Consider the following 13,458-nt stretch of genomic DNA (forward strand, 5'->3'; position numbering starts at 1 on the left):
CGGAGCGAGACGGACTGAAAGTCGCATAATTACAAAATCATCCACCTACGAGAGAATGGATGATTTACAAACTTATTTAATATCAGCTTCTGCTGGAAGGTAAGAACCACCAAAGAATTGTTGAGATAATTTTTCAAGAGTTCCGTCTTTGTATAGTTCTTGGATGCGTTTGTCAACAAATGATTTCAATTCATCTTGACCTTTTGCAAGAAGTGGGTAAACGTAAGGTTGTTGGTCGCTTGGAAGTTCGATGACTTTCAAGTTATCCAAACCTTGGTTTTTGATAACTGTTTCTACACCGATTTTATCAAAAATCTTGTAGTCGAATTGTCCGTCGCTCAAACGTCCCATGATTTGTTGGAAGTCAGCTTTTGTGTAGTTAAGGACAGTTGGGTTATCTGCGTGTTGTTTGTTGTATTCTTCCAATTGTTTAGCTGATGTTGTTCCTTGAACGACTTCAGTAGATTTTCCACCGATATCATCAAGCGACTTGATACTGTCATCATCTTTCTTAACTACGAGAACGTTAGGATTTTTAGCAGTTGGTGCTGCGTAAAGGTACTTTTCTGCACGTTCTTTAGTGTAGCTGATGTTGTTAACTGCCATTTGGTAACGATCTGCGTCAAGACCTGCAAAGATACCTGACCATTCTGTCTTTTCAAACTTGACAGTATACTTGTCAGAGTCTTTAAAGATAGCGCGAACAACCTCAATCTCAAAACCAGTCAACTCACCGTTTTCTTCATAGTTAAATGGTTTTGGTGACGCGTTAGTTGCTACGACGATTTCTTTCTTATCAGATGTTGCTTCACCAGATGCCGCCTCTTTCTTTTCACCACCTGAGCAAGCTGCCAATACACCTGCGGCTACAAGCCCTAGGGCAGCAAGTGATGAATATTTAACGATTTTTTTCATGATATTTCCTCCAAAATAGAATACAATCTTATCTTAACAGAAAAAAAGGAATTACGCTATTATATGATTTCTATATTTGTGATAGGTTTTCTTTATGGCTGATTAAAAGACCAAACGTAGGACTGCTATCAAGACCACCCCAAAGAGAACAGTCCCTACCAGATTGCGATAGCGAAAGGCTACAAAAGCCGTTGGAAAGACTGCTAAAAAGTCTAACCACTTTATCTGCGGAAGGCTTCCAACTTTTCCTGTCACAACACTTGAAAGAATCAATGCAAAGATAATAGAAACTGGTAGAAATTTTAAAAAACGCTCGACAATAGGTGGCAAACCCTTGTACTTGGCTAAGATGAATGGAATCATTCTTGGAATCCAAGTCACCAAACCAGAAAAGACGATTGCCATTAAAATATACTTACTGACCATCCAAGACCACCCCCATGGTACAACCTAGCAAGGTCGCAAACAAGACAGCTAATGACTGAGACACCACCGTCAAGAGCAAAAAGAAAGATACAGCTACAACCGCTAAAATTATGAAGAGATTGCGCAAAGGAATCCGTTTTTGCATAATCTGAAACTGGGAAGTAAAAATCCCAATAAACATCCCCACTAGGGCAAAATCTAAGCCAAAAATTTCTGGATTTGGTAGAAGTCCACCTAGAGCAGTTCCGACAACAGTTCCGATAAACCAAGCTAGATAGCTGTTAAGGTTGTTCCCGTGCATCCACATAGGGTTAACCTTATCCGTATGCACCAACTCGCCCATCAAAACGCCATAGGTCTCATCAGTCAAGAGGCTAGACATACCGATGTTTTGCCAAAGACTGGTATGGCGAAAATAGGTCGACGCATGCAAACTCAGCAAAAAGAGGCGCAAATTAATCAAAAAGACCGTCATGGCAATAGCAGCTACTGGAGCTTGAACTGCAATCAAAGCTATCATAGCAAACTGGGCGCTCCCAGCATAAACAAAGAGACTCATCAAACCCATCTCGACAGGTGTTACGTAGGGCGCACCGATAATGCCACAGGCAAGACCGATGCTGACATACCCCAGAGCCGTTGGCATGGCTGCCTGCACACCTTCCCAAAATCCTTTTTCTTTCATAAATTCCTCACTAATCATTCCTTCAGCAACTGCTTTTCAAACAGTCACAGCAAACATTATTATAACATATTCGTAAAATAGAACAAAGTCTGCTGATTGACAAGAACAGAAAAATACTGGGAGGCCAGTCTTACGATGAAACTTATAAACTATTTTAGATTTAGTAGCCAAATACCAATAAACTGGCAATGATTAAAAATGTATTCCACAAGATATGAAGAGCCATTGACCAATACACTGAATGAGTATAACGAAATAGCATAGAGAGTAGCAGACCTGCACCTGCATAAACGATGAAGTCTGTTAACACCCAGCCATACTGTAAAACATGGATAAGACTAAAGAGTGTGGAGGAAACGACGACATCAACATAATACTTTTTAAATTTGGACAACGCCGTCATTAGAAGCCCACGAAAAACCAACTCTTCAACGATAGGAGCAATGAAACTGCCATAGAGAATGCGCATTAAAAAGTAACTAATTCCTGTCAAATTAGCAGCTTCTTTCATCATTTCGCTCCCATTTTGCGTGCTAGGAAAAATCAGAGTCGTTATATTTACCCACACAAACATCAGTATAAAGAAAAGAAAGAAGACACTCAGATAAGCCCAACGGAACTGGAAACGACCGCATTCTTTCCAACCTTGACTCTTCACAAGAACCACTGTAGCAGCAATCCCCTCAAGAACTATCAATAAAATTTGCAAGCCATAAAATCCAAAATCTGATAATTGGTCAACAAATTCTAACCTTGCTACAAAATTAAAAATCAAGTAATAGGTGGCTATGATCAAAACAGTTGTCAAGTAAAATTTCGTTTCTTTCCTTTTCATCGCTGATCCTTTAAATTTTTAGTTATCCCATCTTCCAGCTAAACTTACCCAAATCCTTTTATCCAATCAAAAGCATCACGATTAGGACTTTTCCCTTGATTTAAGATTCTTAAAATCCTCTAAAATAACAAAGGTAGAATTTGAGCAATGGCATTATTAACTATATGCAATCCAATAGGCCAATAAATAGACTTTGTCACTCTAAAAAAGACTGCCATTATTAGACCACTACCCATATATACGAAAAAGTCTGTCAAGACCCAACCATGACTACTGATATGCAGAATTCCAAATAAAGTAGCCGAACCGAGCACATCCAGTCCCCATTTTTTCCCTTTTTCCAAAGCGGTCATCACCAATCCACGATAAATCATCTCTTCAAAAATGGGACCTGCAATCACAGGATAGAAAAAATACATCAAAAATGCAGTAGCTCCTGTAAAAGTAGGAAGATCTAGTTGATAAGAAATTGCATTTTGGGTAGGTGGGAATAGGAAAAATTTAATAAAATTCCAAACAAAAAAAGCTAGAAGAGCTAAAAAGGAATAGAAAAGATAGGACACTTTAAATTTTCTGCTATTGATTTGTTGCCATTTCCCTGACCAAACCATAACAATAAAAATAAGCAGAACCACAAGAAAATGCAACATTAGCCTCGATAGATAAAATGCAAAATCAGATAGATCAGCAGCCAAGTCACTGTGTAAAAGCAGACGGATGAGGAACTGGTCCGCAATGATAAGTAGAATGGCTACAAAAAAGTAGTAGCGTGAGATGATCTTTTTCATATATTAACCTTCTAAAATCCAAACACCAATAAACTAACAATAAGCAAGAAGGTATTCCATGAAGCATGTAAAGCTATGGCCCAATAAATAGAGCGTGTATAGCGAAACATCATGCAAAATATCAAGCCCATTACAAAGTAGAGTATGAAATCTGTCGTTATCCAACCATGCTGTAAAACATGCATAGCGCCAAATATGGCAGCAGAAACAAGAACATCAATATAGTAGTTTTTAAATTTAGACAAGCTTGTCATCAAAAAACCACGACACACGATTTCTTCTGCTACAGGTGCGATAATGCAAGTATAAACTATCCGCGTAATAAAATAGCTAATTCCTGTCAAACTGGTGGCTACTTCCACTACTGTACTTCCATTTTGCGTACGAGGAAAGATACGAGTTGCTAGATTTGCCCACACAAATAATAAGAAAAAAGAAAGAAAGAAAACACCTAGGTAAGACCAACGAAACTGGAAACGACCATACTCTTTCCAATGTTCACTTTTGACAAAAATAATTGTAGATACAGTTCCCAGGATAAGTACTAATAAAACCTGAAACACATAGTAGATCTCATCAGACAAAGCTACAGTAAAATCTAAGTCTGGTATGACATTAAAAATGAGGTAATAGATCAAAAGCAACAAGCCAGTTGCTAGGTGAAATTTCATTTCTTTCATTTTCTTCATTTAATCAACTCCTATAGTATTCTATCTTCTACTACGCTTAAACAACTCAACTGATGGATCTACAGCCCAAGCAAAAGCACCACGATGAGGACTCATCCCTTGATTTATGATTCTCAAAATCCTCTAAAACAGCAAAGGAAGTATATGCCCGATACCGTTATAGACTATATGCAGTCCAATAGGCCAATAAATAGACTTTGTCACTCTAAACAAGACCGCAAATATAATACCGCCGCCCATATATACGAAAAAGTCTGTCAAGACCCAACCATAATTACTGATATGCAAGATTCCAAATAAAGCAGCAGAACCAAGCACATCCAGTCCCCATTTTTTCCCTTTTTCCAAAGCGGTCATCACCAATCCACGATAAATCATCTCTTCAAAAATGGGACCTGCAATCACAGGATAGAAAACATACATCAAAAATGCCGTAGCGCCTGTAAAAGTCGGAACAGCGAGTTGGTAAGCAAGTCCATTTTGGGTAGGTGGGAATAGGAAAAATGTAACGAAATTCCAAATAAATAAAGCAAGAAAAGCTAAAAAGGAATAAAAAAGATAGGACCATTTAAATTTTCTACTGTTGATTTGTTGCCATTTTCCTGCCCCTACCATAAAAATAAAAACAAGCAGAACCACAAGAAAGTTCAACATCATATCCGAAAAATAATAGCCAAATTTAGATAGACCAGCAGTAAAATCATTGTTTAAAACCAGACCACTGAAGTACTGGTAAGCAATGACAAGTAGAATGGCTATAAAAAAGTAGTAGCGTGAGATGATTTTTTTCATTCTATTTTCTCCTATACTATGGAATGAAGACAGTATAACACGAAAAATTCTATATTTTAAAAAATCGCATATTTGACATTTTTTCTGATAGGAATTTCACATTTGCGATTTCTAACTAATCGATAAGTGCTTTGTATTGCTGTAAGCGTAGTTCAAAAAGAGCTGTTAATTGTGGATTTTCTAATATTTTCAGAGATTGGATAAAGTGTTCAATCTCTTTTTGATTGCTTCCCTTGGTCTGAAGGAAAACACTCATTTTCTTTAAAAACTGCCACAGTAATTTCTCAAAAACATCGTACGGGCGAAGTATGCTCTCCAACTCGGCTTCAAATATTGGGATGTAGGAGAAAAGCTTACGCTCCATGAGCTCTGAGATGATATTTAGAAAGCAACTTTTCATATACAGTCTATTGTGTGCCAATTCTTTAAATTCCTTGGATTTTTCGAGTAAAGAGGTGGATAAAAAGATCAAATCTTGATTGCTCAAGAAAGGCATGGTATTGCAAAAGATATAGAGTTCAAACCAGGTCCAAGACTCGATAGCATAGAGATAGGTGGTTAAAAACTCACTATCCTCCTCTGCTAGTGGGTAGCTTTTATCCAGTGAATGGATAGCATCTTTAATCACAATAGAGTTCAAACGACGATAGGTCTGCGCCATCTGTTCTTGCTCAATTTCTTTCAACAATTGCTCTAAGCCAGCTATATCTTGATGGGCAAAGCGATCCACAATCCTTCTACCAAATCGCATATGTGGAGATTCTTGGTAGTTGTTGAGCTTGTGCCCAAACTCATCGAAGGTCATATTTATCCCTTGGATAGCTAGGATCAACTTATCCGCAGACAGCATGGACTGCCCCAGTTCGAACTTGGATAGCTGAGAGGCTGTTAGTCCAGCACAAGCCACATCTGACTGCTTAAGCTTTCTCGCCAGTCGCAATTCCTTGTAAAATTCTCCTAATTCCTGTTTTTCAATCATGAGCAAACTCCCTTTTTAAGATACTCTTTACTATTCTATTCGTAAAAAATTTTTACTTTTTTAACATATTATAAAATATTTTAGCAAAAAAGCCAGCTTCAAGCTGACTTTTCATTCTATAGTATCAAAAGCGAGGCTAGGTTTGGCATTTAACTCCAAGCCTGCAAAGTTTTCTTTGTTCCACTCGCTAACGCTAGCATAAGCAATCATTCCCGCATTGTCTCCGCAAAGTCGCAGAGGTGGAATGATAACTTTGACATCGGTAATTTCGGCTGCTAGACGTTCTCTAAGACCTTTATTTGCAGCTACACCACCAGCCACAACCAGGGTTTTAACAGGGTATTTTTCTAAGGCTTTCTTGGTTTTAGCCATGAGAATATCCATGACTGCTGCTTGGAAGGAAGCTGACAGGTCTTCCTTGGACAAGCTTTCTCCCTTTTGCTCAGCATTGTGGTGAAGATTGATAAAGGCAGACTTCAAACCTGAGAATGAAAACTCCAGATTGTCTTCCTTAATCATGGCACGAGGGAAGTCATACACATCCTGACCTTGATGAGCCAACTCGTCAATCTCCCGACCTGCTGGATAGGTCAAGCCCATGACACGACCGACCTTGTCATAGGCTTCACCAACCGCATCATCACGAGTTTCACCAACAATCTTATAATCACCAGCCTCAGAAACATAGACCAACTCTGTGTGTCCACCACTGACTAATAGAGCTAGTAAGGGGAATTCCAAAGGCTCCACACTTTGAGCCGCCATAAGGTGGCCAGCCATGTGGTTCACGGGGATAAGCGGAAGTCCATGTGCCCAAGCAAAGGCCTTGGCAGCTGACAAACCAACAAGCAAGGCTCCGACCAAGCCTGGTCCATAAGTAACCGCAACAGCTGTTACATCTTCTTCTGTAATCCCTGCTTCTGCCAGCGCCTCCTCGATACAGGCTGTAATGACCTCGACGTGGTGACGACTGGCTACTTCTGGCACTACGCCACCAAAACGTTTGTGACTCTCAATTTGACTAGCAATGACATTGGATAAGAGCTCGTCATCGTTTTTCAAGACGGCAACACTAGTCTCATCACAGGATGTCTCAAATACTAAAATATATCTATCCTTCATCTATTTCTCTCTTCATGATGATGGCGTCCTCGACTGGGTCATGGTAGTAGGCCTTGCGCTCAGCGATGACCGCCATCTTTTCTTTCTTGTAAAATGCTTGCGCTCGATGATTTGACTTCCTAACTTCGAGGAAAATCTCCTTGTCTGTCGGCAATGTTGCAAACAAGGCTGACGCGATTCCCTGACCTTGATAGGCTTTTTTGACAGCAATTTGCAAGACTTCTGCTTCAAAGATATTTTCCTGAACAGCTAGAAAACCTATCACTTCTATCCCATCGTAGGCTAAAGCATACCAGGTCTGGTCTTGAGACAGGTCTGCTTGGATTTGTTCCAGAGTCCAAGGACTGACTGGGTATACATCTACCATGACAGCATAGATGGATTGAGCCAAGTCAGGTTGCTGTTGGATTCGTTTGATTTCTATCATAGGCGTTTAATGTAAGACTCGCCAGACTCAGTGTGATTCTTGAGCCAGTTTTCCTCAGCCTCGACACGCTTGAGGTAATTCGGCACAAAGTCGTGTAAGGAGTCTGCTTCCTTGTCCCAAGCCCATAGAGCCAGATTAGCTGCATTTGGCAAAGTTTCTTGGTAGTTGGCTTGTGGCAGTTGTTCTTGAATCTGCTCCACAAAGGCTCCCACTTCACCGACAAAGGTTACCCGTTCAGCATCTTTGACTTGCTCCAAAACTTCTGCAAAGGATAGATGAGCCTCTGGAAAGACAGGTTGGGCATCTTCATAAAATCCTGCATAAACATTGTTACGTCGCGCATCCATCAAAGGAACAACCAAACCTTCCTGTTGGCTCGGCACCAGAGCTAAAAGACTTGACATGCCCACTAACTCGATGTTCAGAGTATGAGCCAAGGTTTTGGCAGTTGCTACCGCAATTCGCAAACCTGTGTAGCTACCTGGCCCCTCTGCTACAACGATTCGATCCAAATCTTTGGGCGTCAAATCTAGACTAGCCATCAAAAAATCGATGGCTGGCATAAGAGTAATACTGTGATTCTTTTTGATATTGATTGTCGTCTCGGCAAGAAGCTGCTTGTCCTCTAAAATAGCAAGAGAAAGAGCCTTGCTGGACGTATCAAATGCTAATACTTTCATAACACATTCCTATCTTTTTGTCTGTTTACTATTATACTACAAAAGAAGGCACATGGGAATTTTCTTTGTTTTGTATCAAAAATCACAGTGAAAAGAAATTTTCAAAAACATTGCAACTTTTTACCTTTATTTCCGAATATAAAAGTGAACAAGAAAAAAGGAGGAAAGTTCAATGACAAATTTCGAAAATATTGACAATCAATTTGTATCGCTATCTGAAAATGAATTATCAGATATTGATGGTGGTCTCGCTCCCTTGGTTGTCTTTGGAGTAGCAGTATCTTGGAAAGCTATTGCTGGCGGAACAGCACTTGTAGGCTCTGGCTTGGCAGCTGGTTATTTTTTAGGAGGTTAGTATGATTAAAGATTTAGACAAATATCGTGAAATTTCTAATAAAGAATTGCAAGAAATCAAGGGTGGTTTTGGTGTAGGTGTTGGTATAGCTTTATTTATGGCAGGTTACACCATTGGAAAAGATCTCCGTAAAAAGTTTGGATAAGTCATGCTAGATAAAAGACACATTTTTAGAAGGATGAATTTTATTTTCTTCATTTCTTACAGTTTGATCAGTATTCTCAACGATTTAAACATTACGACTATACCATTGCCAATTGATTTATCTGTTTGTATTGTTTTATTTTTATGCTTCAACTCTATTTTTGAACAGAACAATCACAACTGTAAAAATAGGGATAGGTCCTGAAAATATAATCTCTGTTTGAGGGAAAATTGGACACCGAATTTGAAAAATCCACCCTATCTTAATAATTGGGGTGGATTTTTTGTGTAGCTGAGTTCGCTATTTTTTATAACCTATTTTAAAGATAGGCATTCGTTCAATCAGCAGATATAAATAAACAACTGAAGCTAAGCATTCAAACCAAAGTAAAATACAAGCCAGACCACATAGGTTACAAGAAGGAGGAAAATGGAATACAGTGTAACAAAGAGAATTTTCCAGTGTAAAGCTGTTTTCCTATGTTCTAGCCGAACAAATAGTAGATTGCCACCGTAAACACAGGCAACAAAAATAGCAAATACTAAGAGACGAATCGCGATAGCTAGTTGAAACATAGAGAACCTCCTTTCTCCAATTCTAAAGGCAAATATTTCAAAATCATCATCTAACGAAAAGGAGCAGATAGCCTCAAAAGGAGCCCAAGCAGTTGTAGCAGTATGTAGAATTTCCATCCAAATGGGTGAAACACAAAATCAAGCATAGCTAGTCCTCCTTAATCAAGAAAAACCTCTTTTCTAACTTTATTATAGCACTTGTATCTGAAGTCTTCAAATACTTATACAAGGCAAAATGAAACCCATTTCAAGCTCCTTACTTCCATGTTTCCTGCTTTTACTAATTCCCCTTTTTATGTTATAATTGAGATAATTGTAACGAATCAAGGTCAATAAAGACAAAAAATGAACTGGAATCAAACCAGCTTCAAACTGAGCATTTTTGAATATAGCTGACCTGAAAGCAGAAAGGAAACATATGATTTACAAAGTTTTTTATCAAGAAACAAAAGACCGCAGCCCACGTCGTGAAACAACACGCTCACTATACTTAGACATCGATGCTAGTTCAGAACTTGAAGGACGTATCGCTGCTCGCCAACTTGTCGAAGAAAATCGTCCAGAGTACAACATCGAGTATATCGAACTCTTGTCTGACAAATTGCTAGACTACGAAAAAGAAACTGGCGCATTCGAAATTACGGAGTTCTAATATGGCCTACACTCTTAAACCAGAAGAAGTTGGCGTTTTTGCTATTGGCGGTCTAGGAGAAATCGGTAAAAATACATACGGAATCGAATATCAAGACGAAATTATCATCGTTGATGCAGGAATTAAATTCCCTGAGGATGACCTGCTTGGTATCGACTACGTTATCCCTGATTACTCCTACATTGTAGAAAATATCGACCGCGTCAAGGCTCTCTTGATTACACACGGACACGAGGACCATATCGGAGGGATTCCTTTCTTGCTCAAGCAAGCAAACATCCCTATCTATGCTGGTCCACTGGCCCTTGCCTTAATCCGTGGAAAACTCGAAGAGCATGGACTTTTGCGCAATGCTACACTTCACGAAATCAACCACAACACGGAGTTGACCTTTAAAAACCTTAAAGCAACTTTCTTTAGAACAACCCACTCGATTCCAGAGCCATTGGGAATTGTCATCCACACACCTCAAGGGAAAATCGTCTGTACGGGAGACTTCAAGTTTGACTTTACACCAGTTGGTGAACCTGCAGACTTGCACCGCATGGCAGCCCTAGGTGAAGATGGAGTACTTTGTTTGCTCTCTGACTCGACCAATGCTGAAGTGCCAACCTTTACAAACTCTGAAAAGGTTGTCGGCCAGTCGATCATGAAGATTATCCAAGGTATCGAGGGACGTATCATCTTTGCATCCTTCGCCTCAAATATCTTCCGTCTCCAACAAGCAACGGAAGCTGCTGTTAAGACTGGTCGTAAAATCGCTGTCTTTGGGCGCTCTATGGAGAAAGCCATTGTCAACGGGATTGAACTTGGCTACATCAAGGCACCTAAGGGAACCTTCATCGAACCAAATGAAATCAAAGACTACCCTGCGGGTGAGATTCTGATCCTCTGTACAGGTAGTCAGGGCGAGCCTATGGCAGCCCTCTCTCGTATCGCTAACGGAACTCACCGTCAAGTGCAACTCCAACCTGGCGATACCGTTATCTTCTCATCTAGTCCAATCCCAGGAAACACCACTAGCGTTAACAAGCTGATTAACATCATTTCTGAAGCTGGTGTTGAAGTCATCCATGGTAAGATTAACAACATCCATACATCTGGACATGGTGGTCAGCAAGAGCAAAAACTCATGCTCCGCCTCATCAAGCCAAAATACTTCATGCCTGTTCACGGTGAATATCGCATGCAGAAAGTCCACGCTGGACTTGCCGTAGATACTGGCGTAGAGAAGGACAATATCTTTATCATGAGTAATGGTGATGTGCTTGCCCTCACTGCAAACTCTGCCCGTATCGCAGGTCATTTCAATGCTCAGGATATCTACGTCGATGGAAATCGTATCGGCGAAATTGGTGCAGCTGTGCTTAAAGATCGTCGCGATCTATCTGAAGATGGTGTTGTACTGGCTGTCGCAACTGTTGACTTCAAGTCTCAGATGATCCTATCTGGACCAGATATTCTCAGCCGTGGATTTGTCTACATGCGCGAATCTGGTGACTTGATCCGTCAAAGCCAACGCATCCTTTTCAATGCTATTCGTATCGCATTGAAAAACAAAGATGCCAGCGTCCAGTCTGTCAATGGCGCTATCGTAAATGCCATTCGACCATTCCTTTACGAAAATACTGAACGTGAACCAATCATCATTCCGATGATTCTCACACCAGATGAGGAATAAGGAAAAATTCTCTGAAATCCTATGACTTCAGAGAATTTTTGTTATTTCACGACAAGCTCGTAACGAGTTTTGCTGGTGAAAGTTTCACCTGCTTTGAGGATGACTTGATCTTTAAGGTCGCTATGAATAGCATCTGGCAAAGCTTGCGCTTCCAGAGCAATTCCATTGTGCTGAATCATTGGATGACCAGCGATGATGACACTCTCGTCCACAAAGTTTGCTGTATAGACCACAAAGCAAGGAGCCTCTGTCTTGAAGAGCAAGAAGCGACCTGAACCTTGGTCATAGAGGAATCCAGCATTGTCATGTCCTGCAGGAAGCGCAAATGGATGGTCCAAACCAGATACGAGTTGGATTTGCTCATCTTCTTCTGCAAAGATATCCTTCAACAAGGCACCATTATAGATATGTTTGACCACATCACGATTAGCATCTGGAGTTTTAGCTGGGACACCATCAGGAGCGATTGGATAGATACCCTCAGTGTTCAATTGGAAGACATGGCGATCAACCGTCTGAGTGAAATCGCCAGACAAGTTAAAGTAGCTATGGTTGGTCGGATTGACCAAGGTATCCTGGTCCGTCGTCACCTTGTAGCTAACTTCATAAGCACCACTTTCTTCCAAGTGGTAGTTAATCCAAATTTTAAGGTTTCCAGGGAAACCTCCTGTCCCGTCTGTTCTTTCTGTGTAAAGAGTCAAACCATGGTCGCTCACCTCGACTAGCTCAAACAAACTAGAATCCCAACCTGTTGAGCCACTGTGATTACAGTTGCTTGCGTTATTGACTTCGAGTTCATAGGTTTTCCCGTTCAATTCGAATGTCGCACCTGCGATACGACCTGCAACTGGACCTACACTCGCTCCATGTTTAGGGCTATTTCCCACATAGCTTTCGAAATCGTCAAAACCTAGGATAACATTGGCAAAATTGCCAGTCTTATCTGGAGTTACATAACGTAAAATTGTCGCTCCATAGGTCATAATTTCCAGTTGATAGCCTGCTTCCGTTTCAAAACGGTAAGCGAGGACATCCTTGCCATCAACTTTCCCAAATACACGTTCTGTGTATGCTTTCATCCTTCTCTCCTTTTTCTATTTCAATTAAGCAAACAAACCATAGAAGCGCATTCACTCTCTATGGTTTTATTGTATGATTTACAAACACCTTTGTCAAAAAACCATAGATATTTTATTAACAAAAGTCGTTTCTTCTATTTCTGATCTATGCTTCTACACGTTCAGTCCATGAAGTAGCTGTTGTTTGAAGTACTTTATTGAGTTCATCAATGTTTTCAAATCCAGTTGTACGAAGCCATTCGCGAGCTGCTGCTTCTCCATCTTTGATGTAAGCTTCAACAGATCCAGCCCATGTTGCACGTCCACAAAGAACACCATTGAAGTCTGCGCCTGATTCATGGGCAAAGACAAGTGTTTCTTGGAAGAGCTTAGCTGATACACCTGCACTCAAGTAGATGTATGGAAGGTTAGTTGCTTCGTCTTGCGCTTTGAAGAAAGCAGCTGCTTCTTCACGTGTATGAACGATTTCGCCATCGCCAAACCCTTCAACGTATTTCACGTTAACTGGAACTTCTACTTTCAAGACATCGATGTTGAAACGTGGATCGGAGAAGACCTTCATAGCACCGATAACCTTATGTGGTTTTACTTTAGCGTATTCTGCAGAACCTGCATCAGCAATCTTTTCATCGT

General features: G+C 40.3%; 18 protein-coding genes. 4 read left to right on the forward strand and 14 right to left on the reverse strand.

Going from position 1 to position 13,458, the window contains the following annotated elements:
- Positions 1 to 72: 72 nt before the first annotated feature.
- From HMPREF2619_RS04245 to tsaB, 11 genes are all read right to left on the reverse strand, one after another.
- Positions 73 to 915, reverse strand: coding sequence for an amino acid ABC transporter substrate-binding protein (locus HMPREF2619_RS04245; RefSeq protein ID WP_070459293.1), 843 nt, complete (start codon positions 913 to 915; stop codon positions 73 to 75).
- Between the two features lie 102 nt (positions 916 to 1,017).
- Positions 1,018 to 1,341, reverse strand: coding sequence for an AzlD domain-containing protein (locus HMPREF2619_RS04250; RefSeq protein WP_049548103.1), 324 nt, complete (start codon positions 1,339 to 1,341; stop codon positions 1,018 to 1,020).
- On the reverse strand, positions 1,331 to 2,026 hold the full coding sequence (locus tag HMPREF2619_RS04255) for an AzlC family ABC transporter permease (RefSeq protein WP_083279590.1): 696 nt from the start codon (positions 2,024 to 2,026) through the stop codon (positions 1,331 to 1,333). The genes HMPREF2619_RS04250 and HMPREF2619_RS04255 overlap by 11 nt, the downstream gene beginning before the upstream one ends.
- 160 nt (positions 2,027 to 2,186) lie before the next feature.
- Positions 2,187 to 2,861, reverse strand: coding sequence for a CPBP family intramembrane glutamic endopeptidase (locus HMPREF2619_RS04260; RefSeq protein ID WP_070459294.1), 675 nt, complete (start codon positions 2,859 to 2,861; stop codon positions 2,187 to 2,189).
- 119 nt (positions 2,862 to 2,980) lie between these two features.
- Positions 2,981 to 3,649, reverse strand: coding sequence for a CPBP family intramembrane glutamic endopeptidase (locus tag HMPREF2619_RS04265; protein ID WP_070459295.1), 669 nt, complete (start codon positions 3,647 to 3,649; stop codon positions 2,981 to 2,983).
- 11 nt (positions 3,650 to 3,660) lie between these two features.
- Positions 3,661 to 4,338: a CPBP family intramembrane glutamic endopeptidase gene (locus HMPREF2619_RS04270; protein ID WP_070459297.1), complete on the reverse strand. Its 678-nt coding sequence runs from the start codon at positions 4,336 to 4,338 to the stop codon at positions 3,661 to 3,663.
- A 123-nt stretch (positions 4,339 to 4,461) separates the two neighbouring features.
- Entirely contained in the window at positions 4,462 to 5,130 is a 669-nt protein-coding gene (locus tag HMPREF2619_RS04275; RefSeq protein WP_070459300.1) for a CPBP family intramembrane glutamic endopeptidase, read from the reverse strand.
- A 115-nt stretch (positions 5,131 to 5,245) separates the two neighbouring features.
- Positions 5,246 to 6,109, reverse strand: a complete 864-nt coding sequence (locus HMPREF2619_RS04280; protein WP_070459303.1) for an XRE/MutR family transcriptional regulator — start codon at positions 6,107 to 6,109, stop codon at positions 5,246 to 5,248.
- A gap of 111 nt (positions 6,110 to 6,220) precedes the next feature.
- The gene (tsaD, locus tag HMPREF2619_RS04285) at positions 6,221 to 7,231 is read right to left on the reverse strand and encodes a tRNA (adenosine(37)-N6)-threonylcarbamoyltransferase complex transferase subunit TsaD (RefSeq protein WP_070459306.1); all 1,011 of its coding nucleotides are present in this window, start codon (positions 7,229 to 7,231) and stop codon (positions 6,221 to 6,223) included.
- Positions 7,221 to 7,658: a ribosomal protein S18-alanine N-acetyltransferase gene (gene rimI / locus HMPREF2619_RS04290; protein WP_070459309.1), complete on the reverse strand. Its 438-nt coding sequence runs from the start codon at positions 7,656 to 7,658 to the stop codon at positions 7,221 to 7,223. The genes tsaD and rimI overlap by 11 nt, the downstream gene beginning before the upstream one ends.
- Positions 7,655 to 8,338: a tRNA (adenosine(37)-N6)-threonylcarbamoyltransferase complex dimerization subunit type 1 TsaB gene (gene tsaB / locus HMPREF2619_RS04295; protein ID WP_070459313.1), complete on the reverse strand. Its 684-nt coding sequence runs from the start codon at positions 8,336 to 8,338 to the stop codon at positions 7,655 to 7,657. The genes rimI and tsaB overlap by 4 nt, the downstream gene beginning before the upstream one ends.
- 172 nt (positions 8,339 to 8,510) lie before the next feature.
- Between tsaB and cibA the strand changes: the two genes are divergently transcribed.
- Both cibA and cibB read left to right on the forward strand, forming a co-directional pair.
- A complete protein-coding gene (gene cibA / locus HMPREF2619_RS04300; protein ID WP_045762528.1) occupies positions 8,511 to 8,693 on the forward strand; it encodes a fratricide two-peptide bacteriocin subunit CibA in 183 nt (60 codons plus the stop codon).
- A 1-nt stretch (position 8,694) separates the two neighbouring features.
- On the forward strand, positions 8,695 to 8,838 hold the full coding sequence (gene cibB / locus HMPREF2619_RS04305) for a fratricide two-peptide bacteriocin subunit CibB (RefSeq protein ID WP_049526380.1): 144 nt from the start codon (positions 8,695 to 8,697) through the stop codon (positions 8,836 to 8,838).
- A gap of 368 nt (positions 8,839 to 9,206) precedes the next feature.
- Here the strand turns inward: cibB and HMPREF2619_RS04310 are convergent, their stop codons facing one another.
- Positions 9,207 to 9,413 (reverse strand): hypothetical protein, encoded by a 207-nt coding sequence (locus HMPREF2619_RS04310; protein WP_070459316.1) that lies wholly within the window; start codon positions 9,411 to 9,413, stop codon positions 9,207 to 9,209.
- Between the two features lie 418 nt (positions 9,414 to 9,831).
- Between HMPREF2619_RS04310 and HMPREF2619_RS04315 the strand changes: the two genes are divergently transcribed.
- Together HMPREF2619_RS04315 and rnjA are read left to right on the forward strand one after the other, a co-directional pair.
- A complete protein-coding gene (locus HMPREF2619_RS04315; protein ID WP_000639568.1) occupies positions 9,832 to 10,065 on the forward strand; it encodes a DNA-dependent RNA polymerase subunit epsilon in 234 nt (77 codons plus the stop codon).
- A gap of 1 nt (position 10,066) precedes the next feature.
- Positions 10,067 to 11,746, forward strand: a complete 1,680-nt coding sequence (gene rnjA, locus HMPREF2619_RS04320; RefSeq protein ID WP_045762525.1) for a ribonuclease J1 — start codon at positions 10,067 to 10,069, stop codon at positions 11,744 to 11,746.
- 41 nt (positions 11,747 to 11,787) lie between these two features.
- On the opposite strand, the gene HMPREF2619_RS04325 is transcribed toward rnjA, so the two are convergent.
- Both HMPREF2619_RS04325 and HMPREF2619_RS04330 read right to left on the reverse strand, forming a co-directional pair.
- Positions 11,788 to 12,825, reverse strand: a complete 1,038-nt coding sequence (locus HMPREF2619_RS04325) for an aldose epimerase family protein (protein WP_070459319.1) — start codon at positions 12,823 to 12,825, stop codon at positions 11,788 to 11,790.
- A 145-nt stretch (positions 12,826 to 12,970) separates the two neighbouring features.
- The coding region (locus HMPREF2619_RS04330) for a tagatose 1,6-diphosphate aldolase (protein ID WP_148130364.1) at positions 12,971 to 13,458 on the reverse strand (488 nt) is incomplete at its 5' end.

Source organism: Streptococcus sp. HMSC074B11 (assembly GCF_001808705.1).
Taxonomy (GTDB): domain Bacteria; phylum Bacillota; class Bacilli; order Lactobacillales; family Streptococcaceae; genus Streptococcus.

Excerpts from the sequence above, each read along its gene's own strand:
- HMPREF2619_RS04245 (WP_070459293.1), bottom strand. The coding sequence starts at position 915 with ATGAAAAAAATCGTTAAATATTCATCACTTGCTGCCCTAGGGCTTGTA.
- HMPREF2619_RS04250 (WP_049548103.1), bottom strand. The coding sequence starts at position 1,341 with ATGGTCAGTAAGTATATTTTAATGGCAATCGTCTTTTCTGGTTTGGTG.
- HMPREF2619_RS04255 (WP_083279590.1), bottom strand. The coding sequence starts at position 2,026 with ATGAAAGAAAAAGGATTTTGGGAAGGTGTGCAGGCAGCCATGCCAACG.
- HMPREF2619_RS04260 (WP_070459294.1), bottom strand. The coding sequence starts at position 2,861 with ATGAAAAGGAAAGAAACGAAATTTTACTTGACAACTGTTTTGATCATA.
- HMPREF2619_RS04265 (WP_070459295.1), bottom strand. The coding sequence starts at position 3,649 with ATGAAAAAGATCATCTCACGCTACTACTTTTTTGTAGCCATTCTACTT.
- HMPREF2619_RS04270 (WP_070459297.1), bottom strand. The coding sequence starts at position 4,338 with ATGAAGAAAATGAAAGAAATGAAATTTCACCTAGCAACTGGCTTGTTG.
- HMPREF2619_RS04275 (WP_070459300.1), bottom strand. The coding sequence starts at position 5,130 with ATGAAAAAAATCATCTCACGCTACTACTTTTTTATAGCCATTCTACTT.
- HMPREF2619_RS04280 (WP_070459303.1), bottom strand. The coding sequence starts at position 6,109 with ATGATTGAAAAACAGGAATTAGGAGAATTTTACAAGGAATTGCGACTG.
- tsaD (WP_070459306.1), bottom strand. The coding sequence starts at position 7,231 with ATGAAGGATAGATATATTTTAGTATTTGAGACATCCTGTGATGAGACT.
- rimI (WP_070459309.1), bottom strand. The coding sequence starts at position 7,658 with ATGATAGAAATCAAACGAATCCAACAGCAACCTGACTTGGCTCAATCC.
- tsaB (WP_070459313.1), bottom strand. The coding sequence starts at position 8,338 with ATGAAAGTATTAGCATTTGATACGTCCAGCAAGGCTCTTTCTCTTGCT.
- cibA (WP_045762528.1), top strand. The coding sequence starts at position 8,511 with ATGACAAATTTCGAAAATATTGACAATCAATTTGTATCGCTATCTGAA.
- cibB (WP_049526380.1), top strand. The coding sequence starts at position 8,695 with ATGATTAAAGATTTAGACAAATATCGTGAAATTTCTAATAAAGAATTG.
- HMPREF2619_RS04310 (WP_070459316.1), bottom strand. The coding sequence starts at position 9,413 with ATGTTTCAACTAGCTATCGCGATTCGTCTCTTAGTATTTGCTATTTTT.
- HMPREF2619_RS04315 (WP_000639568.1), top strand. The coding sequence starts at position 9,832 with ATGATTTACAAAGTTTTTTATCAAGAAACAAAAGACCGCAGCCCACGT.
- rnjA (WP_045762525.1), top strand. The coding sequence starts at position 10,067 with ATGGCCTACACTCTTAAACCAGAAGAAGTTGGCGTTTTTGCTATTGGC.
- HMPREF2619_RS04325 (WP_070459319.1), bottom strand. The coding sequence starts at position 12,825 with ATGAAAGCATACACAGAACGTGTATTTGGGAAAGTTGATGGCAAGGAT.